Annotated in this window: 16 protein-coding genes; 12 read left to right on the top strand and 4 right to left on the bottom strand. The window is 41.8% G+C overall.

What is annotated here, in order from left to right; translation table 11 throughout:
• Positions 1–4 precede the first annotated feature (4 nt).
• Entirely contained in the window at positions 5–490 is a 486-nt protein-coding gene (locus tag AB5443_RS11315; RefSeq protein WP_195661797.1) for a hypothetical protein, read from the top strand.
• Positions 491–537: 47 nt separating this feature from the next.
• On the opposite strand, the gene AB5443_RS11320 is transcribed toward AB5443_RS11315, so the two are convergent.
• Positions 538–2394, bottom strand: coding sequence for a mechanosensitive ion channel family protein (locus tag AB5443_RS11320; RefSeq protein ID WP_288359966.1), 1857 nt, complete (start codon positions 2392–2394; stop codon positions 538–540).
• 127 nt (positions 2395–2521) lie between these two features.
• Between AB5443_RS11320 and AB5443_RS11325 the strand changes: the two genes are divergently transcribed.
• On the top strand, positions 2522–3511 hold the full coding sequence (locus AB5443_RS11325) for a calcium/sodium antiporter (protein ID WP_368113410.1): 990 nt from the start codon (positions 2522–2524) through the stop codon (positions 3509–3511).
• A 40-nt stretch (positions 3512–3551) separates the two neighbouring features.
• Here AB5443_RS11325 and AB5443_RS11330 read toward each other — a convergent pair whose 3' ends face one another.
• Together AB5443_RS11330 and AB5443_RS11335 are read right to left on the bottom strand one after the other, a co-directional pair.
• A complete protein-coding gene (locus tag AB5443_RS11330) occupies positions 3552–4892 on the bottom strand; it encodes an ATP-binding protein (protein WP_368113409.1) in 1341 nt (446 codons plus the stop codon).
• Between the two features lie 147 nt (positions 4893–5039).
• Positions 5040–6608, bottom strand: coding sequence for a DUF4832 domain-containing protein (locus AB5443_RS11335; RefSeq protein ID WP_368113408.1), 1569 nt, complete (start codon positions 6606–6608; stop codon positions 5040–5042).
• A gap of 203 nt (positions 6609–6811) precedes the next feature.
• On the opposite strand from AB5443_RS11335, the gene AB5443_RS11340 reads away from it, so the two are divergent.
• The 5 genes from AB5443_RS11340 to AB5443_RS11360 all read left to right on the top strand — a co-directional run bounded on the left by AB5443_RS11340 (position 6812) and on the right by AB5443_RS11360 (position 12062).
• Complete coding sequence (locus tag AB5443_RS11340) at positions 6812–8059, top strand: DUF2264 domain-containing protein (RefSeq protein WP_368113407.1); 1248 nt, start codon at positions 6812–6814, stop codon at positions 8057–8059.
• 708 nt (positions 8060–8767) lie between these two features.
• Positions 8768–9685, top strand: coding sequence for an alkaline phosphatase (locus AB5443_RS11345; RefSeq protein ID WP_195406208.1), 918 nt, complete (start codon positions 8768–8770; stop codon positions 9683–9685).
• 72 nt (positions 9686–9757) lie between these two features.
• Complete coding sequence (locus tag AB5443_RS11350; protein ID WP_022140397.1) at positions 9758–10201, top strand: VOC family protein; 444 nt, start codon at positions 9758–9760, stop codon at positions 10199–10201.
• Between the two features lie 177 nt (positions 10202–10378).
• Positions 10379–11599 (top strand): ATP-binding protein, encoded by a 1221-nt coding sequence (locus tag AB5443_RS11355; RefSeq protein ID WP_277130409.1) that lies wholly within the window; start codon positions 10379–10381, stop codon positions 11597–11599.
• Entirely contained in the window at positions 11592–12062 is a 471-nt protein-coding gene (locus AB5443_RS11360; RefSeq protein WP_022140395.1) for a hypothetical protein, read from the top strand. Before AB5443_RS11355 ends, AB5443_RS11360 begins: the two co-directional genes overlap by 8 nt.
• A 78-nt stretch (positions 12063–12140) precedes the next feature.
• Here the strand turns inward: AB5443_RS11360 and AB5443_RS11365 are convergent, their stop codons facing one another.
• On the bottom strand, positions 12141–13244 hold the full coding sequence (locus tag AB5443_RS11365; protein ID WP_301425683.1) for a Fic family protein: 1104 nt from the start codon (positions 13242–13244) through the stop codon (positions 12141–12143).
• 326 nt (positions 13245–13570) lie between these two features.
• Here AB5443_RS11365 and AB5443_RS11370 point away from each other — a divergent pair, with 326 nt between their 5' ends.
• From AB5443_RS11370 to AB5443_RS11390, 5 genes are all read left to right on the top strand, one after another.
• Positions 13571–14905 carry a DUF4925 domain-containing protein gene (locus AB5443_RS11370; RefSeq protein ID WP_277130404.1) on the top strand — a complete coding sequence of 445 codons (1335 nt, stop codon included), beginning with the start codon at positions 13571–13573 and terminating at the stop codon, positions 14903–14905.
• A gap of 378 nt (positions 14906–15283) precedes the next feature.
• Complete coding sequence (locus AB5443_RS11375) at positions 15284–16684, top strand: hypothetical protein (protein ID WP_044653674.1); 1401 nt, start codon at positions 15284–15286, stop codon at positions 16682–16684.
• Positions 16685–16794: 110 nt separating this feature from the next.
• A complete protein-coding gene (locus tag AB5443_RS11380) occupies positions 16795–19851 on the top strand; it encodes a TonB-dependent receptor (RefSeq protein WP_338127972.1) in 3057 nt (1018 codons plus the stop codon).
• 34 nt (positions 19852–19885) lie between these two features.
• Complete coding sequence (locus AB5443_RS11385; RefSeq protein ID WP_044653676.1) at positions 19886–21679, top strand: RagB/SusD family nutrient uptake outer membrane protein; 1794 nt, start codon at positions 19886–19888, stop codon at positions 21677–21679.
• Positions 21680–21704: 25 nt separating this feature from the next.
• Positions 21705–23294, top strand: coding sequence for a glycosyl hydrolase (locus tag AB5443_RS11390; RefSeq protein WP_044653677.1), 1590 nt, complete (start codon positions 21705–21707; stop codon positions 23292–23294).
• The last annotated feature ends 11 nt before the right edge of the window (positions 23295–23305 follow it).

Raw genomic sequence — 23305 nt, forward strand, 5'->3', positions numbered from 1 at the left:
GAAAATGAAAAAATATATACTCATTCTTTTCTCTATTGTCAGCCTTTGGAGCTGTACGGAAGACAACACTGTCGATATCACAGTAATGCCGCCTGCCACAACCACAGGTGCCAACACATTCGGATGCCTTGTAGACGGCTGGATTTATGTGGGCGGACGATATCTGGGCTGGGCCCCTTCACCGCTATGGACGCACGATTCGTTCTTCTATTACAAAAACGAAGAAGAGGATAAACTATCCGTTTCAGTCAGGACAAAGGAAGACGGTTTCTGCATAAAATTCACAATCTTAGCTCCCAAAGAAGGAGAAGAGTCCGTCATCACCAATGTAAAAGCCGGAGAGGAAGAACTGAAAAACGGGACAGCCTTTATAAGCCGCTTTGACACAAGCGCGAAAATAATCAGCGCGACATTCGGCAATGGCAGCAGTCTGACCAACGGACGTTTTGATGTTCATTACGCCACACCCGACAGTAATGAATATCAGTAAACACACACAACATCAGGTGTCTCTCTCCTGTAATGGAAGAGACTCCTTTATGGTTTTTCAGTAGTCTCCCCTTGTCCCGCCTTATTCACAGGATTACCGTTTCTCCAATCATCCTTAGGCATTGTCGTCGCATTTCCGTCCCGTACAGCCATATAATGCGGTGACATGATTTCAATTCCCGCTTCATTGAATTTATCCTGTATATTCTGATGCAAGTCCGAATAAATTTGCGCCATCTTATCCGCCTCTTTGATATAGGCATTAATCTGATAGACCGGATACCAGTCACTCAAAGACGTTTCCAACACGAAGGGGCGCGGGTCGTCCACCACTCCGGGAGTATTCAACGCAGCATCAATCAATATCTGATTGACTTGCCGCCACGGAATGTCATATCCGATAGACACTTCCGAATGGATAATGAGTCCGTACTCGCGTGCCGAAGTGCTGTAATTCACGGTATGCGAAGACATGATAAACGAGTTGGGGACAGTGACCACCTCATTTTTCGGTGTACGGATGCGGGTGACAAGCGGTGTTTTCTCAATAATATCTCCGGTAGTATCGTTCAATTTAATCCGGTCGCCCATCTTGAACGGACGCATATAGGTAATCACCAGTCCGGCAATGATATTACCGATAACCGTGCTTGAACCGAGCGAAACAATCAATCCGACAAAAACGGAGATTCCCTGGAACACACCTGAACTGGCTCCCGGCAAATAAGGGTAAATCATCGCAATCATAAATGCATAGAGCAGGAAACGGATGATATGGAAAGTCGGCATCGCCCAGTCCGGATAGAAACCGTTGATTTTGAGACGTCCAGCTTCCACTTCACGCGCCAGATAAAGTACCAGACGCACCAGATACTTCACCGCATACCAAATAACAATAATAGTAAACAACTTGGGAATATAATCCACGATACCTATAAAAATATTCTTAATCGGATTCCATATATATCCCAGCAAGCGATATGCCAGCCCTTCTGTCTGCGGAAATATGATAAAGATAAGAGGTACGGTAAACAACAGTTGCAATGCCATCAGGATATACCGTCCTACACTAGCGAGAAAGACCAGCAGATTGGCTTGCTTCTGTGTATCAAGCAATTCATATCCTTGAATGGAGACAGGCTTTATCTTCGTATCCTTCAACCGCAGGATTCGTGCTTTCACTTTACGGAACAACCAGTTCGTGAGACGGAAAAGTAAATACTGACCGACAATCACCAACACGAAATAAAGAATCCGCTTTACCATCCGCCAGATGCTATGTTCAGCCTTCATCTCATGTAGTTTGGAGACAACATTCTCCCGTCTCTCTTTGGCAAGGGAGTCACGAGAAACACCTTCCCACAATGCATCCTGGTCTGTGAGTGAAAGCAGCACCTTATTGCCGTACATCAAATCGGAGACAATATCCGAATGGTCGATAGAAACGGAATCGGGACGGAGATTGAAGCGTTTTCCCAGTTCCTCAACTGCCGCACCTGTCATTTGCGCCCGTTGCTGGGGAGTATATCCGCCACGTTTGGTAAAAAGATAGAATAAGGTATCGCCATCCGCCACTACAGGTATTCCCTTCGTGAACTGGCGCAAAGAATCAATGCGCTGTCGTTGCTGTGCGTATTTCACGGAATCGGCGGTAGCCATCTGGAGTTTCATTTGCTCCATCTCCATACGCATATTCGCTTCATTGAGCCGGGCTTCTTCCAATGTCTTTTGCAAATTTGCCACATAAGCCGAGTCCGAATCCCGCTTCAAGGCGGGATGTGTCTCGGCTATGGTATCTCCGGCAAATATCTTTTTAACAGCTTGTTCCAACTGTGCCTGCGCCCCCATTGCAAAGGAAGACACCAGCAACACCAGTACTAATCTTTTTATTCTATTTATTTCCATATCCTTTTATTCTCAGATAGTGAATGAAGGTTAATCTATTTTTTAATTAAAACAGAGCAAACATACGGATTGTTTTTGACATATCAACTCCCAAAATGATTATCTTTGCCACCAAACGGAAAAAATTATGAATATATTGTTTCTTATAGGAGGACTTATCCTCATTCTTTTAGGAGCTAACGGATTGACGGACGGCTCGGCTTCAGTAGCCAAACGCTTCCGCATCCCGCCCATCGTCATCGGACTTACCATTGTCGCATTCGGTACTTCCACCCCGGAACTGACAGTCAGTGTCGCTTCCGCCCTCAAAGGCAGCGCGGACATTTCCATAGGCAATGTGGTGGGTAGTAATATCTTCAATACATTGATGATTGTAGGTTGCACCGCCCTGTTTGCCCCGATTGTCATCACCCGGAATACGCTAAGAAAGGAGATACCGCTCTGCATCCTTTCTTCTGTCGTCCTGTTGGTCTGTGCCAATGATGTCTTTCTTGACAAGGCTTCAGAAAACATCCTGAACAGAGTAGACGGTTTATTATTGCTTTGTTTTTTCGCCATCTTCATGGGATATACCTTCGCCATTGCCCGTACTCCGTCCACGCCTGTGGCAAGTGACGCTCAGCACCCCGCCCCTCCTGCCGAAGAAGATGACATCAAATTGCTTCCCTGGTGGAAATCCGTTCTTTATATTCTTGGCGGGCTCGCCGCACTTATTTATGGCGGGCAATTATTCGTCAATGGAGCCACCGGTATCGCCCGCAATCTGGGTGTAAGCGAATCCATTATCGGTCTGACACTGGTAGCCGCAGGAACTTCCCTGCCTGAACTTGCCACGTCCATCGTAGCGGCACTGAAGAAGAATCCTGAAATTGCCATCGGAAATGTTATCGGCAGCAATCTCTTTAATATCTTCTTCGTACTGGGATGCAGTGCCAGCATTACCCCGCTCCGCCTAAGCGGAATCACCAACTTCGACTTATTCACGCTGGTAGGTTCATGTGTCCTGCTTTGGTTCTTCGGGCTGTTCTTTGCCAAACGAACGATTACGCGGATAGAGGGAAGTATCATGGTACTTTGCTATGTGGCATATACAGTGGTGCTGATTTATAATACATAAATCAGAATCCCTGTAGGCCATATACAAACTTGTTATAGAATCACTTATTCCTCCCCGTTGTCATCAGATTGATTATTTTATATAGCCAGTCTGTCAACGGGATAGGGCAACTTAACAATCCATCGTTCTCTTTAAGATTATTCATCGAGAAACGAATCCTAAGAGGAGGATTGAATTTATTAGTATAAACAGAAAGACTTTTGCCACTAATGCGCGTGTCCGATTTTACTTCCACAGGAACAACCATCGTAGGAAACTGCAAGACAAAATCAACCTCTGCCCTATTCTCCGAACTCCAATAATAGGGCATCACATCATTATTGCCTGACACCAAAGATTGCAAAATGGCATTTTCAGTCAATGCACCTTTAAATTCAGTATAACTATAATTTCCTGAAAGAATAACTTCAGGAGAAAGTTTCGCCAGACGGCGTAACAACCCGCAATCACAGGCATACACCTTAAACGCAGACAAATCTTGATAGGCACTCAAAGGAAGCCCAGGCTTTGACACATTAAAAATACGGTAAATCAGTCCGGCTTCTTCCAACCAAAGCAAAGCATCTTCGTATTCACGGGCACGAGCACCCGTTTTAACAATGCGATAAATAAATTTCCTGTTTTCTTTAGCCAGTTGGGAAGGTAAAGAACTCCATAAACTATCAATGCGTGGTATATCTACAGGAGAAGCATATTTAGAGAAATCCAGTGTATATAAATCCAAAATATTCTGTAATGTATCCTCCACCGCTTGCATTCCTTTATTTTCCAACAATGCAGTAACAGCTTCCGGCATACCACCACAGATAAGATATCTTTTATATTCCAGTTCCAGTTTATTAAGAATAATTTCCGGCAAAGCCTCCAAAGAGTTTAAAGTATCCACATATTGGCTAGTACGTTCGTCAGAAGCCAACAGAAATTCTTTAAAAGTGACAGGAAACATTTTTAGAATCTGTACTTTACCCACAGGTACAGACATTTTCTTTCTACGAATGGCGACTCCCAGCAATGACCCGGCAGCAATCACATGATACTGTGGAGCATCTTCACAAAAATACTTCAAACTATTCAACGCTCCTTCACACATTTGAATCTCATCAAAGATAATAAGTGTCTTTCCCGCTTCAATGGGAACTTCTGTGAAGAGCATCAATTCCTTCAGAATCCGGTTAATATCCTTGGTCTTTTCAAAAATACTGTTGAGTTCCTCTGTTTTATCAAAATTAAACTCAGCTACATATTCGAAACACTCCTTTCCAAATTCTGACATGATCCATGTTTTCCCAGTTTGACGCGCACCTTTCAGAAGAATAGGCTTACGGTTTTCACTATCTTTCCATTTCTTCAAACGTTCAATAATATCTCTACAAATTTTCATATTTTCCATATTTATATGCGGAAAATGTGTGATTTCCCACATTTTCCGCACGTAATAATGGCAAATATAGTATTTTATTTAAATCATTCTTCTATTTCCAAGCTATTTATTTACACAGAAGTACAAATATCGCACTAAAAAGAAATCTTATTTCACCTCAACAGTCGTCAATACATTCACGCCATATTTTCCATCTTCAGACACCCACCAGGTAGTATCGCCATTTGCGCAATGGATAGCATACCGGGGATTATATTTCAGCCTGTCCGACTCATCCGGTATCCACAAACCCAGTTTATACTCTCCGGGCACAACTGAATCCGGCAAATCAAGGGATAAACCGATGGAATGTGTCAATGATGTATAGGTAGTATCACCCGGTTGATACGGTTGCCAGTCCAACGGATTGGCTTCAGTCAGAAATTCCGTAACTTTTCCTTGATTATCAATCAATACAAAATAAACAGGGTGTTCTCCAAACACGGTAGCAAAGCCTCTGTTTACCAAGTTCAGATTCAACAGGTTTTCTTTTCCGGCTTGCAGTTGGTTCGGTAACTGAAGAGATTGCAACTCAATACGATAACCCAAATGGTCACGTATATAATCGAACATATTACGCTCCACTTTCGTTCCGTCCTGCTTTTGGAAATAACTGTCCGACACAGGCATATGATGCTGACGAAGGGAATCTTCCGTTATCATCGTTTTCTTCCAGACTATCATGGAATATTCGGGTGGATTATTCTCGTCAAATCTGTTATTGGGATGCTGCTCCTTATAATTATGGATAATGCTCAAGGAAGTATAATGCTGAAGGAACAGGCGTCTTGCCGCTTGCAGACCGTCAATAATCCATCCGGCAGAAGGGCTGTCAGGGTCTGCACCTACGCTCCAGAATCCCCAGGGGAGTTCTCCGTCCACTACGAGATAAGGCGATTCCGCCACAATCTGGTCGAACTTGGCAGTTCCTTCGTGCATATCAGCATCCCATCTGTCGGGACGTATGACAATAAAATCATCGTGGAACGAAAGCCGTTTATATAATTCCGGTTTATCCTTCAGCAGGTTCTTGAATTCAGGAAGTCTCACTTGTACGTTTCTTTCTTCGGGGACTACTGAAAGCAGCTTTTCCAATACCGCAGCCTTTGTCTCTTCCGAGTTTTCCAATCCCTGGATAGAGCTATGCCATTCGCCCCATGCACCAATCATTCCGGCTTGCACTACCAAAATCAAGTCTTTGTTTTTCTCCAAAAAAGGTTTCAACTGCTCCAAATGTTCCAATATCTGTTCTCCGGTCGGCCCTGCGGCAGCCCTTCCCATAAAATCCCTTTCATAGGCAAAACGCAACACAGCTTTCTTTCCCTGTTTCTGTAATTCGTCAAAATACGCCTGCATGGTTTGGAAATTCTCTTCTGACAATTTCTCTCCTATCAGATAAGTAAGATAGAAATAACTTTGGGCAAGCGAGACACTATCCGCCACATACTTTTCCGACAGCTCCAGCAACTCTTTTGTAGGAGTATCTTTCTCATGCAGCACATCTACCGCCGTCTCCAACCGGAATCCTCGTCCGGGATTATAGAGTCCGTTTTCACCATGCGTGTCATCTACACAGATTCCGCGAAACTCGACCGTCCGCCAGGAATCACCGCAACCGCTTGCCATCAAGGCAAACAAAGCAGCCATCACACTGCCATACATCCAATTCTTCTTCATAGTAATATTTCGTTTGCCGGCAAATATATAACAAATCGGGATATAACGCCCCGTTGCAAGTCATTTCGCACAGTAAAGTATCAGTTTCGGATAAAAAAAGCAAAAGTATTAGATAATGCTAAGATTGTATTTGTCCCGCCGACGGAATTGCCCTACCTTTGCCTTTGTCTCAAAAAAAATTGTCTCAATAAAGAAAGTAATACATGAAAAAACAGAATTGGCTACTCTTGCTTATCATTCTCCTGCTTCCGGCAGAAAGTATCATCGCTAAAAAGAAAGCGGAAAAAAGCGACAGGGAAATCTGGTGCGAAGTAATGTACCGGATGGCAGTTCCTGTACTAAGCAACATGAGCGAAGGCCGGTTGAAACAGAACATGCTTGTAGAACTAAGCCCGACGTGGGATGGCCGCAATAAGGATGTCACTTATATGGAATGTTTCGGACGGCTGATGGCGGGACTGGCTCCGTGGTTATCATTGCCTGATGATGACACAGCCGAAGGAGTCCGACGCAAACAGCTTCGGGAATGGGCTTTGAGCAGTTATAAACATGCTGTCGACCCTTCTTCAGCGGATTATCTGCTATGGCGTCAGGAAGGACAGACACTGGTCGATGCAGCCTATATCGCAGAGAGTTTTCTAAGGGGTTACGATGCCCTATGGCTTCCTCTGGACAGCCTGACCAAGCAGCGTTATATCAATGAATTTATCCAACTCAGACGAGTTGACCCGTCATACAGCAACTGGTTATTGTTCAGCGCAACTGTCGAATCGTTCCTTCGAAAAGCAGGTGCGCCCAGCGACACCTACCGTATCAGCTCCTCTTTACGAAAGATAGAAGAATGGTACGTAGGTGACGGCTGGTATTCCGATGGCCCCCACTTTGCGTTCGACTATTACAATAGTTTCGTGATACACCCCATGTATATAGAAGCCTTGGAGATATTCACCGAAGCCGGCAAACATAAAAAGATATGGAACATGCCCGGCTGCAATTACCACACAGCGATAGCACGGGCACAACGCTTCGGAATGATTCTCGAACGGCTTATCTCCCCGGAAGGAACACTGCCCGTCGTCGGACGTTCCATCACTTATCGCACAGGTTCTTTGCAGACGTTGGCATTACTAGCATGGCGAAACTGGCTTCCCGAAGAACTGTCAAACGGGCAAGTACGTGCCGGCATGACAGCCGTCATCAAACGTATGTTTGGAAACAACCGCAATTTCAACGAAAAAGATTTCCTCACGCTAGGCTTCAACGGTTCGCAACCCGGCATCTCGGATTATTACACTAATAATGGAAGCTTATATATGGCTTCACTCGCTTTCCTGCCATTAGGCCTTCCCGCAGACGATCCCTTCTGGACAGATGCTTTACAGCCCTGGACTTCGAAAAAGGCATGGGATGGAGAGGACTTTCCGAGAGACCATTCTTATCATGAGGAGTAAGAAATAATCAGTATCAAACAATAGTTTCCAGTGCGACTGGAAACTATCTTTCATTATGACTGGAAACTATTACTACTTTTTATTTCGTATAAGTAATAAAATTAAAGAATAACACCATTTTGTTTCTTATACGAAACAAGAGAAGAAAGAATCGTTTAATAACAGCCAACTCTTGACTTTTCCTTTTTTATTTCGTATCTTTGAAGAAATAAAAAAGAAGAAAAACAAGATGAATCATACAAATATCAAGACATAACGGAGTATCATCAAACATATATTTCCATATATAAAGGAAGTGGAACGGGAGAAAATCAGCACTGATTTTCTCCCGTTTTGTATAGATAATTCACAAACAATCAAGAAATTCATCAAAAATAGTTTTTAATAAACTCGGATACCGTTTATAATAAACCCTTCAACTATTTATTAAAAACAACACTCGGGTTTATTATAAAACCGTAAAGATATTATCACTAGGAAGAAAGAGACTTATTCATATATGAACAAGTAAAGCCATAGAATAGTTAATATTGCATACAAACGGAGCATAATATTTTCCTTACAACACCGTCTTTTGAAAAAAAAGTATTAGTATCTGCTAATATTATATTTGCCTCTCTTTCAAAATAGTCCTACCTTTGCCTGTCAACAGCTACACGCTCTCGCCAAACAAACGAATAAAACATTAACCATTTAAATAAAAGTATCATGAATAAACAGATTTCATTAACACTACTTGCTACATTTGCCTTACTCTTCAGTCTCACTTTCTCTTGCAATGCCAAAGGAAAAGACAAAGCCAAACATGTTGTCCTCATCGGTCTGGACGGCTGGGGCGCATACAGTCTTCCGAAAGCGGATATGCCCAACGTAAAAAAACTGATGGAAGACGGCTCTTATACATTAAAAAAACGTTCGGCACTTCCTTCTTCAAGCGCCATCAACTGGGCATCCATGTTTATGGGAGCCGGGCCGGAACTTCACGGATATACCGAATGGGGCTCCAAAACACCCGAACTTCCGTCGCGTGTATTAAACAAGAACGGCATCTTCCCGACCGTATTCCAACTATTGCGTGACGCCCGTCCGGAAGCAGAAATCGGTTGTCTGTACGAATGGGAAGGAATCAAATATTTAGTGGACACCCTTTCTATGAGTTATCATTATCATGTGGCCGATTACAGCAAGACTCCTAAAGAATTGGGTGACATGGCATCCGCTTATATCAAGGAGAAGCATCCGGCTCTCGTTGCCATTTGTTATGACAGTCCCGACCATACCGGCCATACCGAGGGACATGACACTCCTGCATATTATGAGAAACTCAAAGAACTGGATACATACGTGGGTCAAATTGTCCAGGCAGTAAAAGAAGCAGGAATCCTTGATGATACTATTTTCATATTGACTGCCGATCATGGTGGCATCAACAAAGGACATGGCGGAAAGACGATGCAGGAGATGGAAACTCCGTTCATCATTTCCGGCAAGAATATCAAGAAAGGGCTTCGGTTTGACGATGTAAGCATGATGCAATACGATGTAGCTTCCACAATAGCATCTATCTTCAACCTCGAACAACCGCAAGTCTGGATTGGCAGACCGATGAAGATTGTTTTCAAATAGTCTCACTCCGGGATTATTATATGTTGAAAAAGAAAAAAAGCTTTTTTAATACAAACCATTAATTAATAAACAATGAAATTCAGCAACGTAAGATTATTAGTAAAAGATTTCGCCAAATGCTTCAGATTCTACACCGAACAGCTCGGATTAGAGCCAGCCTGGGGAGATGAAAATAGCGGATATGCCAATTTTAAGGTAGCCGACGGAATAGAAGGCTTCGCCCTTTTCAGTTCCGACAGTATGGCACCTTCGGTAGGCAATGCAGACAAGCAGCAGCCCGTTGCGATGCGCGAGAAAATGATGGTTTCATTCAGTGTGGATAACCTGGACGAAACCTTTGCCGCCCTAAAAGCAAAAGGCGTGACGTTTATTAGTGAACCTACGGATATGCCCGATTGGGGGATGCGTACCCTATACCTGCGTGATCCTGAAGAAAATCTTATAGAACTCTTCACTCCTCTGGCACTGGAGGAATGTAGCCCGGAACTTCTCGAGGAAGATAAGAAATTCCACTAAGAGATGAAGGCAGACGAAGGGTAGTTTGCTAAAGTAACATACAATTATGGAAATTTGCGGAGAATAGCATTATTATTCTCCGCAAAACTTTTATAAAGCCAATTGAAGCATTTTATTGGCGGTTCAAACTTAATTTGCTACTTTTGTTTTAGAATTCAACAAATTAGAGCAAAATATATGGCTTCTATTGAAATCAAGCATGTAGGTCCATTGAATGAAACTGGTAAGATAGACCTGAAAATGGTCAATCTGTTCATTGGAAAACAGAGTACTGGAAAAAGTACCCTGATGAAAATTCTTAGTTATTGCCGATGGTTGGAAAAGACGATTATGACGGGAAGTGATACGGTACTTTCTGCCTATACTCACAATAATAAATTTCTTAAAGAATTGATGCAGTTTTACCGTTTCAATGCAGGGTACTTTTCAAATGATAGTGAAATTCATTATCAGGGAGATTGCGTGACTATACATTTAAATGGCACTCGGAGCAATGCCCGCATAGAACGTTTATCCGCATTTGATGATGGACGTTATAACACAAAACTAAGTTTTATCCCATCGGAAAGGAATCTGCTTTCCGCCATAAAAAATATAGACCGGTCTTATCGTGCATCAGATTTGGATGTACTCTTCAACTTTGTTTTCGAATGGGGGGAAGCCAAAGACCTCTATACAAATTCCGAACCCAAGACACTGGCCATTGCTCCTAATATGGAGTATTATTTTGATAAAGAGAAAGGAACGGACATTATACGCTTGAAAGACAAGAAAAAGGAGTTCACTACTTTTTATGCTTCAAGTGGTGTACAGTCTGCTCTTCCTATAGAGATATTAGTTGAATATGTGTGTGGAATGGCCGGTCAACCTGTTTCCCTTAGCAAAGGGGAACTCTATGATATGATGACTAAATTTCTTCGCGAACGGACATCGGGTGATAGGCTGACTGAGACTAATGGAGAAATCTTGTCGTCTCACTTACTCAATTACCAGTCTGCGCAGTTATTTATTGAAGAACTGGAACAAAATCTTTATCCTGAATCGCAATGGAACCTGGTACGGAGCATTATCAATGCCATAAAGAAAGCTTCTGTACGCACCGGACATAACAGTATGGTAACACTGACAACACATAGTCCGTATGTTTTGACCGCTTTGAATGTTTTAATGGTAGCCTCTGCGGCATGGGAAAAAGACAGCAAGGCTACTTCAGAAATTGTTCCGGAAAATTATATCCTGCCGACAGGAAGCATCGGCGCTTATTATCTGACAGAAGAAGGAACATTGAAAGACATTGTGGATGCCGAACTACATATGGTAAGCGGTTTGGAGCTTGACGGAATATCCGATTTAGTAGACGAGAGCATTGCCGCATTAAATTCGATTATTTATGGCTGATACAAACTTGCACGAGAAGCTAAAAGGAGAGGGATATATTGTTGAACAACCATTGACAGTACGAAAAACTGTAAGTACGTCTGAAAAAGGTAAACGCTATACCCTTGAAGTCAGCAATTCAAAAGAGTCTGTTGTTTATCAGATAGACGGGCATATTATCACCCGGGGTAATAAATGCGACAAGATGGTGCTGGTAGAAAGAGCGAGCAATGACTGGATACAGATATTGGTAGAATTGAAAGGTGTCGATGTCAGTCATGCAATAGTACAGTTGGAAAGCACGCTTCAGAATGAAAAACTCAAACATCCAACCAATAAAGAAAAACGTGCCAGAATCGTTGCGGCTTCCTTTCCGGCAAACCGTGGTAATACTGTATTGGAGAAAGCTAAAATCCGTTTCCGTCAAATGTATCAATGCGATTTGCGTGGGTTAAAGTCGAATCAACCGGATAATAAGACTTAGGAAATAAAATGCGGAGAATAAGACATATTTTATCCGCATATATTGCGGAGAATAACAGTATTATTCTCCGCAATACTTTTATAGTTCCAATTCATAGTTAGTGCTTCGTCCGCCTTCTTCCGTTTTACGTAATATTCCTTTATTTATTAAATCCTGTATATCACGCAACGCAGTGTCAGGAGAACATTTTGTGATTTTTCCCCATTTGGAAGAAGTCAGTTTTCCATCGAAACCATCCCAAAGCATATTCACCATCCTTATCTGCCGTTCGTTCATTGAAATCGACCGATGCTTATCCCAGAAAGTTGCCTTCTGTAGAATTGTACGAATTGATTTTTCTGTATCAAGCAATGCAGCTTCCAAACAATCGAGAAACCATTCAAGCCAGGCAGTTATATCCAAATCACCCTTTTGTGTTTTCTCCAATATTTCATAATATCCTTTACGCTGCTTCCGTATTTCAGCAGACATACTATAGAAACGATGTGGCATTTCATCTGCACGAGCCAGAAACAGATCGGTTATCGTTCGGGATATACGTCCATTTCCATCATCAAAGGGATGAATGGTAACAAACCACAAGTGAGCAATAGCTGCTTTCAATACCGAATCTATCTTTTGACTGTCATTTGCCCAAGCTAAAAATACACTCATCTCATGAGGCACATTATTTGAATCAGGTGCCTGATAATGAATTCTCTCTTTCCCCATTGCACCCGATATAACTTGCATCGGTTCCGCACCTTGTCGCCAATCAGCAACTGTTATTTTATATGCACCGCTTCGTCCTGTAGGAAACAAAGCAGCATGCCAGTCAAAAAGACGTTCATCTGTCAATGGTTTCATATAGTTTTGAGTAGCGTCTATCATTACTTGTACTACGCCATCCACATAACGATCCGCGTCCGGCAATCCTTCTATTTCTATTCCCAAATGGCGAGCTACAGAAGAACGTACTTGATCAACATTCAATATTTCTCCTTCTATTTCTGATGATTTTGTGATATCAGACGTCAGCGCATCAAGCATAGCACTGTTTTTTAGCTCAAAACCCAATGCGCTCATTTTACCTACAAGTTTACCTTGCAAGCCCCGGACTCTACCTAATTTATAAGATAGCTTTGAGTCATCCCAAGTAAAAAACGGCCAGTCTTCTCGTTGCCAAATATAGATGCATTCCATATTCTCCGTATATTTTGCGGTAAATATAATCATAATATTCTGCATCAGAAAAATAAAGTACATCCTTTCTTTTTATAAGCAGACAACTCGTTTTAATAGAGGATAAGATAGACGAACAAAATGAACTCAAATCTAATCGACATATCAATAAACACATCTATTTATAGCATTTTAGTATTACATAAAGGATATTGCATCGCTATTTTTACTCATTTTTATGTATTTTGTTAATTTTGTATCAGTATTTGATAAAATCATATTTGTCCTTCGTACTAAACCACCCTACCTTTGCTCCCAGATTCAAACAATATAAAATTACATATGCAATGAAAAACAAATTATTCTATCTCTTCGGAGCAGCACTTCTTCTTTGCTCCATTAGTACATTTACAGCTTGTTCAGAAGATAATGACGAACCTATAGTAGAAAAACCGGATGATGGTGACAACGACAATAGCGGAGACGTCTTGGACTTGAATGGTAAGTATGACAACGAAAACCTAAAAATGACCTACAATGGAGAAGAACTTACAGGGAAAAAGGTGACTTTCACAGCTGATGAAAAATTAGAGAAAGCTACCATCCTCTTAAGTGGAGTTGAAAAAGACCTGACAGATATGCTCGGTGGAATATTGGGAGAAATTAAGTTCACGACTAACAGCCCAGTTCCGGGAGAGAAAGAAATTAAGTTGGAAAATGTTGCATTAACAGCAAACACAGATGGTACAACTTATTCCTTTGAAGGCAAGGACGAGAATGAGAACCGCACTATGCTTTATAAAGGTACAGTGAAAGGAGGCGAGATGAATATTGAAATCACCAATGAACTTAAAAACAAATCACTGACTGGAACATGGGAACTCGGCCCCTTGAAATTCGGCCTTATGCAAGAAGCACCAGCCAATATATCTTCACCTCTATGGATAGATTGGGATTCTCAAAACAACATAAATGCCGGTACTATCGCCGGAATTGGATTTGATATGGATCCGGCCAGTCTATTCACATGGATATTCTCCGTTGGGGATGACAACTTCTTGGCAGGAATGGGAATCACAGGTATTGATGTGAAAATCCAGCAATGGATCAAGAACTTACTACAAAGCGTAACAGTACAACCCAACGGATGCATGTATGCTACCTATTCATATAGTGGTGACTTGAGTACCCCTTCGTGGAGTTCAGAGATGAGTCATAACATTATCCGTTACTACCACGGTGAAGAACGCAATCAAGTTTATATTGAGGCTAACATAGACTTTATTTTAAGTGCCTTAGGAGGCGTATTAACAAGAACTCGTGCCAATGATGATCAAACGTTCGAAGCCTTGAGTAAAGCTTTGATTGAAACTTTAAGGCCAGCTATTGAAAATGGATTCCCATGCACATATGAAATTACAGATAACAAAATGAAAATCAATCTTGACGGGAAATTCACTCGGAATATCCTCATCAAACTAGTAGATATACTTAATGAACCGAATATAAATGCATTAGTACTAGGTCTTATCGAAAATGATGAAGCATTAAAAGCATATAAATCTAATGTAGAGACAATACTTCAAACTCTACCGGATGCATTAAAGTATAAAAACGACAATAAAACAGAACCATGTGAATTTGTCAAAGTTGGATTCCAATTAGTCAAAACTACAGAATAAAACACTTAGATATATTAGATATAAAATATCTGAAATTTAATGTCATTCCAAATAGATAGAGAAAACGAACAGCCAATCTCATATTCTATTTTGGAATGACATTTTTATTTCTTCCATTCATACATTTCAACTCATAGAAACAGTCTAATTAATAGCTTGGGACTAAAACTTACATAGCATTGCAATAAAATAGATATACTCATAAATGTTTTAATTTATACCGTTTATGTATTTCATTAAAGAAGTTTATTTCTTCTATTTACAGTTATTTATGACTTTTGTCAGTTTTGTATTAGTAAATGATAAAATTATATTTGTCCACCCTAGTAAACAACCATACCTTTGTCCAAGAATTTAATTTCATAAAATAAACATGCAATGAAAAACAAATTATTTTATCTTATCGGAGTAGCGTCTATATTATGCTACACAAGTACATTTACATCTTGTATAAACGGTGTCGACGACGAGTATTTAGAACTGACAGGGTCTTGCAATGGTGGAGGGACCGGCAATGAGGATGAAGACAGCGAAAACTTCGATGGCGAATACATTACCGATGGTGACTACGACCTAAAAATGACGTACAATGGTTATGAACTTAATGGGAAAAAAGTAGCTTTCACACTCAATGAGGACAAAGAATCCGCTACAATAACGATGACCGGAGCAGAGTTCGACTTAAAGTCTTTAGCCGCTCTTTTTGAAGGTATGGACGGGAAATTTACTACTTACAGTCCGATTCCCGGAGAAAAAGAGATTCTATTGAAAAATGTAAAAGCAGAAATCACGGGTTCAACTTGTAAATTTGAAGGCGAAGACATAAGGCCTGATCGTATTTTTAATTTCAAAGGAGAGATTACAGATGGAAAAATGAACATTGATATTCAGCACAAACTTGCAAGAGAGAATAACGAATTGTTGGGAAAATGGAAAATGGGAGAAGCAAAGGAAGGACTCAGCATAACTATGATTCAAAATGTGAACAACAGTAATAATGATCCAAGTAAAAGTTCACCTCTGTGGCTTGATTGGGGGTCAACTGCTAATGTGAATATGGGGGATGTCAATACAGGAATCGATATTGTTAAGACTGTAAATGTAAATCGCCCGATGACTGGCATTTTCAATCTCTTAATGTCTAATCTGGTTTCCCCGCAAATAGGAACACTGATAGGAATGCCTGATGGAGTAGAAAAATCAATCCCAAAACTTATAGAATTTATTGCAACCGAAGAAACTGGTGGAATGTATGCTTCTTATTCGTGGAACGGTACTACAGATCCTCAATACAGTCAGGATATGAGTCACAACATCGTACGCTACTATTACGATAAGGAAGATCAACTTCGTATAGAAGTCGATGCAGATTTCTTCTTAAATACTATAGGCGGCTTAATTGCAGGTACTAGCACAAGAGCTACTACCCGTGGTGCACTACCAGGAACAGCTATAGCAATAGGTCAAAAGATAATAGATAGATTAAGACCTGCACTAGAACAAGGATTCCCTTGTGAATACACAATTGAAAATAATAATCTAATCATCAATCTGGATGGACAATTCTTATTAGAAATCATGAGATTAGTTGATGAATTAGTGAATGATGAGTTTGCGAAAACCTACATTGATGATGAAATTGACAAAATCGGAGATTATGCACCCAATGTTAAATTGCTGCTGCAAAATATGGGGAATGCTCTCGGTGAAGATTGCACAGGTATTAAACTTGGCCTTCGCTTGGTGAAGATGGAAGAAACACCGGAAGTAGTGGAGTAATAAACCCACACAGATGCAAATAACCGTCATGCTGCCATTCTGAACAACGTTTAGAGTAACAACAGTTGGTTGATGCTTTAGAATCAATATATATTTAACACTCTAGTAGTATTATGAAAAAAATATTTTGCTTATTCTTTTTCCTAGGCTTTCTTACCCTATCCGGATTCGCCCAGGAAATCAAGATAACAGGCGTAGTAACAGAGGGGTTCACCGGCGATCCGTTACCCGGTGTCACTATCCAAGTAAAGGGGACAACCACCGGTACCATCTCCGATATGGACGGTAAATATACCCTGATGGCGAAAACAGGAAATATTCTTGTATTCTCAACTATAGGTATGAAAACCGTTGAAAAGACTATTACTTCCAACGCGCCTATCAATGTGACTCTTGAAGAAGATAACGTTGCATTGGATCAAGTTGTAGTTATCGGTTACGGTACTGTCAAGAAAAGTCACTTATCAGGAGCCGTGAGTTCTGTAGGAGCGAAAGAACTGAATGGCGATATCGCCACTAGTGCCGCTAATGCACTGCAAGGAAAGATTGCCGGTGTAACGGTAATGAGCTCAAGCGGTGATCCTAATTCCGGTATGACCATCAACGTACGCGGTGTCAGTTCGTTATCCAACAATGCACCGTTATATGTCATAGATGGAGCATTCGGAGACATCAATATGGTAGACCCGAATGATATTCAATCTATCGAAGTATTGAAAGATGCAGCGGCAGCAGCCATCTATGGTTCACGTGCAGCCGGTGGCGTTGTATTGATATCCACTAAAGGCGGCCGCAAAGAAATGCCGACCAAAGTAGATGTCAACGTCTTCACAGGAGTTCAGCAGAACCCTAAAAAACTGAATGTACTGAATGGTGAAGAATATAGCCGTTTCGCCCGCTACTACGGTTTGGCAGGTGAAGGTTACGGAGCGGAAGTTGATGCAACCCCTTTCATCGGCAAAGGAACGGATTGGCAGGACATCATGCTGAACACAGCTATGGTATATAAAGCCAATGTAACAGTTACCGGCGGTTCCAAGAACGCTTCGTTCAGTGCTTCCGGCGGTTACCTTAACAAAGACGGTATCCTGCGCAACACCAGCCACGAATCATACAACATCCGTTTGAAAAGTGATTTTTCATTTCTCAACGACCGCGTAACAATCGGCGAATCATTAATCGTCCGTCTCGCACAAGGTAAAGGTGGCACGGATCAGGACACAATGAATGGAATATTGCGTTTCCCGACTGTGATTCCCGTATTCGATCCTACCAATTCTACCGGATGGGGTACTTCCGCAGACATCAATCTTCCGAATCCTTATGCCTATTCCGAAGTTATGGATATGTCGAACGAAGATACACAAATCTTCCTGAACGCATATTTGCAAGCAGAAATCATCAAAGGGCTGAAGTATAAGCTGAATCTTGGTATGAGAAGGAACCATACAAAAAGCCGCACTTATACCGATGCATACGATTTAGGAACTTATGGAATCAATAATGCTCCGGACTTGAGCGAAAGTTTTTCAAGCTTTGACTCTTGGGTACTTGAAAACACATTGAACTACGACCGGACTTTCGGCAAACACACCGTGGCAGCTATGGTGGGTTACTCTGCACAGAAAGACAAACATTACGGATTGAACGGAAGTAACACTGACATTCCGAAATTCATCGATACCATGACAGGCAACGTGACAACCATGAAATCAAGCAGTTCTATTTCCGAACAAGCACTGATTTCTCTCTTCGGACGTGTGATGTACTCTTATGACGACCGCTATTTGCTTTCAGCATCTATCCGTCGCGACGGTTCTTCCCGCTTCAAGAAAGGACATCGTTATGGAAGCTTTCCATCTGTTTCCATTGGTTGGAACATTAATCGTGAAAAGTTTTTTAAACCATTAGAAAACATCTTCGACCAACTAAAACTACGCGTTAGTTACGGTAAACTCGGTAATCAGGAAATGGACAGTTACTACCCTACTCTGAGTGTGGTAAGCGACGGCATGAACTACCTGCAAGGCAACAGCATTTGGTTTGGAAAATTGCCTTTCGTAAGTGCTGTATCTCCAGAGGACCTGACTTGGGAAAACACAGAAACATACAATTTTGGTCTAGACGTAACAATGCTGAACGGAAGACTGGCATTAACAGCCGACGCATACATCAAAAACACAAACAATGTGTTATTACCCGTTCCTTACGCAGCATCTACTGGTATAGGAGGTATGTCCATCCAAAACGCAGGACAGGTACAGAATAGAGGTATTGAATTATCCGCTACATGGCGTAGCTCCATAGGCGAAAAGATAAACTACTATGTAGGAGCTAATCTGAGTACCGCCAGTAACCAAGTGAAAAAGATTACCGCCGGCGGACAGGTAATGTCTATCTCCGGATACTCCGCACATGGAGCCGGTGGTCGGGGTATCAACATGTTTAAGAAAGGACACTCAATGTCATACTTCAACCTGATTGAAACTGACGGAATCTTCCGCAGCATGGAAGAGATTGAGAACTACAGAAATAGCAAAGGAGAAATGATCCAACCCGGTGCCCAAGTAGGCGACGTGCGGTACAAAGACTGGAATAGAGACGGAGTAATCAATGAAAATGACCAGCACGATGTAGGCAGTCCGTTCCCTAACTTCACTTATGGCTTAAGAATAGGTGGTGACTGGAATAACTTCGACCTCAATCTATTCTTTGATGGCATGGCAGGTAATAAAATCTATAACTACCCACGTTATTGCTTGGAATCGGGCGCAACTAACGGTAACCTTAGTACAACTGTAGCCAATTCCTGGCGACCGGACAACCCAGATACCGACATGCCTCGTTTCTCAAAGACAGACGGTACGGATAACAAACTGGCTTACACTGACAGATGGTTGGAAGACGGTTCATTCGTACGTCTGAAAACAGTGGATATCGGTTATACTTTCCCGAAACAATGGATACAGAAAGCGATGATCCAAAACTTAAGAGTATATGTATCAATGGAGAACCTGTTCACACTGACCAAATACTCCGGTTATACCCCCGACTTGGGTGAAAGCTCTTCGACCGGTGTCAGCTACAACGTATTCTCCAGAGGAATCGACCAGGGACGCTATCCGGTGCCACGCACCTTCTCTTTCGGAATCCAAGTGAACCTGTAATATACTAAGATTAATACATTGAATAATGAAATTTATGAAAAAGAATTGGTTATCATATATGTTTGTGTCGGCTCTCTTATCCGGAGCATTGACATCATGCAGCGACTCCTTTCTGGACTTAAAAGATCCGAACCACTTCACTAACGAAAACTTCTGGCGTGATAAGGCAGATGCTGAAAGCGCATTGGCAGCAGCCTATTCGCCCATCAAATACCAGATGAACGGATACTATGGAGCATTCGACGGATGGTTAAATCTGAATAGCCGCGGCGATGATATTTTTACCATACTGAATGAAGAAGCCAGTATGTGGGACATCGCCAACTTCCAGAATTCTGCCACAACAGGTAACGATCCCTATGGTGAACTATACACTGGTATACAACGTGCCAACATTGTACTGAAATACATTGACCAAGTACCGGCAAGCGGCATCACCGAGAGCGATCGTGCCATGATAAAGGGTGAGGCACTAGTATTGAGAGCCTATCAATACTTCTTGCTAGTAAATAACTATGGAGCTGTTCCGTTACGCCTGATACCATCTAACGAGGATGAAACAAACAAACCGGCAAGCAACGAACAGGAAATCTGGACACAGATAGAGAAAGACTTGCTAACGGCTATCAACGACTGTAACCTGCCTATAAGCCGCAGTGCAGAGCAAAAAGGACGCATTGAGAGAGGTGCAGCCCAAGCTATATTGGGTAAAGTGTACGCCACTCAGCATAAATACGCAGACGCCAAATCTGTATTAGGCAATCTGATTAAATCGTCCTACAGTGAATTCGGAGAACCATTGGCGGGCAAACGCTACCAACTGATGGAAGACTTTGCTGACAATTTTACCACAGCAAAAGAAAATAATGCAGAATCTGTATTTGAACTCCAATACAGTTCCGACGGTGACTTGACCTGGGGCAACGAAAGCGGCATTAATCTAGGTAGTTCACTGTCACAGTTCATCGGTCCTGCCGCATCAGGTGGATGGGCAAAACTAATGCCTTCTGCTTTCCTTGTGAGTGAGTTTACTAAAGAAAGACGTGGGTCACGGCCTACCATCCAAGTTCCCGTACTGGACGAAAATGGAAACCAAGTATATGATGAAGACGGAAATCCGAAAATGCAAACAATACCAGATCCGGATAAGAAAAATGAACCGAACTCTAAATACGACAAACGTATCTACGCAAGTTTATTCTTCACTCCAAGTGATTATGGCGACTGGGTGACTGAAGAAAACGGATGGTACAATGGAGAATACTATGGTGGAATCTACAACATGGATGACTTATGGAATGGTAATTCCTCTAAAATGGCAGGAGGCGCTCCGGTATTTACTGTCAGTGAAGGCACTAGTGGGCAAAATGGTAAATTCCTGCTAAAGAAGTATACCGCTTACTACATTAAGTCAAAAAGTGCCGACAACATGGGCGACAAAGAAGGAAAATCCAATAATGTCCGCGTGTTCCGTTTTGCAGAAGTGTTGCTGCTATATGCCGAAGCGTGTACAAAAGAAGGAGATGTTGAACAAGCCAATTTTGCGGTGAATGAAATCCGTAAAAGAGCCGGTCTGCCTGTAGTGGATTTTTCTTTAAATGACCTCATGCAAGAAATAGAGCATCAATGTCTACTCGAATTCTTCGGTGAAGGGCATCGCTTCGATGATTTAAGACGCTGGTACTCTACATCACAAATTAAGATGATACTAAAAGAGAATGACAAGCAGGGAGCATCGAACTTTAGGGAAAGATATAAATACTATCCTATCCCGGCAGGCGAACTAAATAATAATTCTGCAATGAAGCAGAATCCATTATGGAAATGATTATGAATTTAATAAAAACGAATGTATGAAAAAGATATATCTATTATTTTACACATCGCTTTTCTTGTTGTGCGGAGGTATCACTTCCTGTGATGACGGTAGCCTGAGTCATGACGATGTGTATATACCAGATCCGGTAGTCTTATCAGACGAAGATGACGGGTATTCAACAGAGCCAACTACAGAATCTGTAATCAAAGTAAAACTCGGTGAAGAGCATGAACATCAGATGGTTGATGGATTTGGCTGCGCCTTCGGATGGGCCGAGGCTGTATACCAATGTACACAGCGCGACCAGATATTAGATGATCTGTATGGCGACGCCGGACTGCGATTCAATATATATCGTGGTGAAGTCAGTGCTGGTACTGTAGATGAAAACGGAAATTTCAACTTCATGGAAAATGACAATTTCAATCTACCGGCAGACTCTCCAGAAATTGAAGCAATGTATAGCGAAGTGTGGAATGGAGAAACTGGAGGTAGACAAAAAAATTACTCCCAATTGTGGCTCATTAATCGGCTGTGTCAAAAGAAATACAAAGATATTTACTATTTCTTCTCCGTATGGAGTCCTCCGGTTATTTATAAAAGTTATGAGGAGAATGAAGAACATACATTGGGCAAAGGAGTTTTCAACCCTGACAAAAGTAAAGAATGTGCTCGATGGTTAACGTCATTCTGCAAAACATACAAGAATAAATTTGGAATCAATGTTTACGGTATTTCCGGTTGGAACGAACCCGACCGTGCAATGGGCGGCTGGGCCGGATGCATATGGGACTACCAAGATATGGCTAACTTTACTCATGACTATCTAAGACCTACATTGAATGCAGAAGGCTTGTCAGATACAAAAATAATTTATTGTGAAGCAGCTTGGTGGCAACCTGCTGTCGAATGGATGGATAAAACTTTAAAATATAAGCCCGAACTGGTAGATGACGATATTGTAGCCGCAGGACACGGATATTCTACAGTTACAGCCAGCATCCAACCAATGAAATCTGCCGAAGATAAAGGAATCCATGTATGGCAAACGGAAACTTGTGATGACAAAACCCGCTTCGAAACTTGGGATGACGCCATTAAATGGGCAGAAAACTATCAAAACTACATGGTAAGAGCAAATACCAGCGCAATCGTTTGGTGGGCTGGTGCACGCGAATGTTCTACAACAGGAGAAAATTTAATTCAAACTATCGGATGGCCTATTAGTCGTTCATTCTATCGTGTAGAACGTTACTATTCTATCGGACAGTTCTCCAGATACATTCCGCGTGACTCGCGCCGGGTAGATGTAGAAAAGGTATCTACTAGCGCTAACAGAATTCCGAAAGCCTTGAGCGCATCCGCATACATCAAAGACGATACTTACACCATCGTCCTAGTGAATAGTTCTAAGACTATGGCTGTTGACGCATTAGTAGAAGTAGACGGCTTCAATATCGAAAGCATGGTTTCGTATACATCAAGCGCTAGCGTGAAATGGCTGCGTAAAAAACATAATCCGTCTATGAGCGGCAAGCGTTCAATTACTATACCAAAATTCAGTGTAGTCACCATCCAAGGCAGATTTGGCGAAAAAGAAAGCGAAACAGTAACAGTAGAATAACTAAAAAGAAT

It is taken from the genome of Bacteroides sp. RTP21281st1_H5_RTP21281_210402 (genome assembly GCF_040918965.1).
Lineage (GTDB): Bacteria > Bacteroidota > Bacteroidia > Bacteroidales > Bacteroidaceae > Bacteroides > Bacteroides congonensis.

Coding starts and splice junctions, on each gene's coding strand:
- AB5443_RS11315 (WP_195661797.1), top strand. CDS start 5: ATGAAAAAATATATACTCATTCTTTTCTCTATTGTCAGCCTTTGGAGC.
- AB5443_RS11320 (WP_288359966.1), bottom strand. CDS start 2,394: ATGGAAATAAATAGAATAAAAAGATTAGTACTGGTGTTGCTGGTGTCT.
- AB5443_RS11325 (WP_368113410.1), top strand. CDS start 2,522: ATGAATATATTGTTTCTTATAGGAGGACTTATCCTCATTCTTTTAGGA.
- AB5443_RS11330 (WP_368113409.1), bottom strand. CDS start 4,892: ATGAAAATTTGTAGAGATATTATTGAACGTTTGAAGAAATGGAAAGAT.
- AB5443_RS11335 (WP_368113408.1), bottom strand. CDS start 6,608: ATGAAGAAGAATTGGATGTATGGCAGTGTGATGGCTGCTTTGTTTGCC.
- AB5443_RS11340 (WP_368113407.1), top strand. CDS start 6,812: ATGAAAAAACAGAATTGGCTACTCTTGCTTATCATTCTCCTGCTTCCG.
- AB5443_RS11345 (WP_195406208.1), top strand. CDS start 8,768: ATGAATAAACAGATTTCATTAACACTACTTGCTACATTTGCCTTACTC.
- AB5443_RS11350 (WP_022140397.1), top strand. CDS start 9,758: ATGAAATTCAGCAACGTAAGATTATTAGTAAAAGATTTCGCCAAATGC.
- AB5443_RS11355 (WP_277130409.1), top strand. CDS start 10,379: ATGGCTTCTATTGAAATCAAGCATGTAGGTCCATTGAATGAAACTGGT.
- AB5443_RS11360 (WP_022140395.1), top strand. CDS start 11,592: ATGGCTGATACAAACTTGCACGAGAAGCTAAAAGGAGAGGGATATATT.
- AB5443_RS11365 (WP_301425683.1), bottom strand. CDS start 13,244: ATGGAATGCATCTATATTTGGCAACGAGAAGACTGGCCGTTTTTTACT.
- AB5443_RS11370 (WP_277130404.1), top strand. CDS start 13,571: ATGAAAAACAAATTATTCTATCTCTTCGGAGCAGCACTTCTTCTTTGC.
- AB5443_RS11375 (WP_044653674.1), top strand. CDS start 15,284: ATGAAAAACAAATTATTTTATCTTATCGGAGTAGCGTCTATATTATGC.
- AB5443_RS11385 (WP_044653676.1), top strand. CDS start 19,886: ATGAAAAAGAATTGGTTATCATATATGTTTGTGTCGGCTCTCTTATCC.
- AB5443_RS11390 (WP_044653677.1), top strand. CDS start 21,705: ATGAAAAAGATATATCTATTATTTTACACATCGCTTTTCTTGTTGTGC.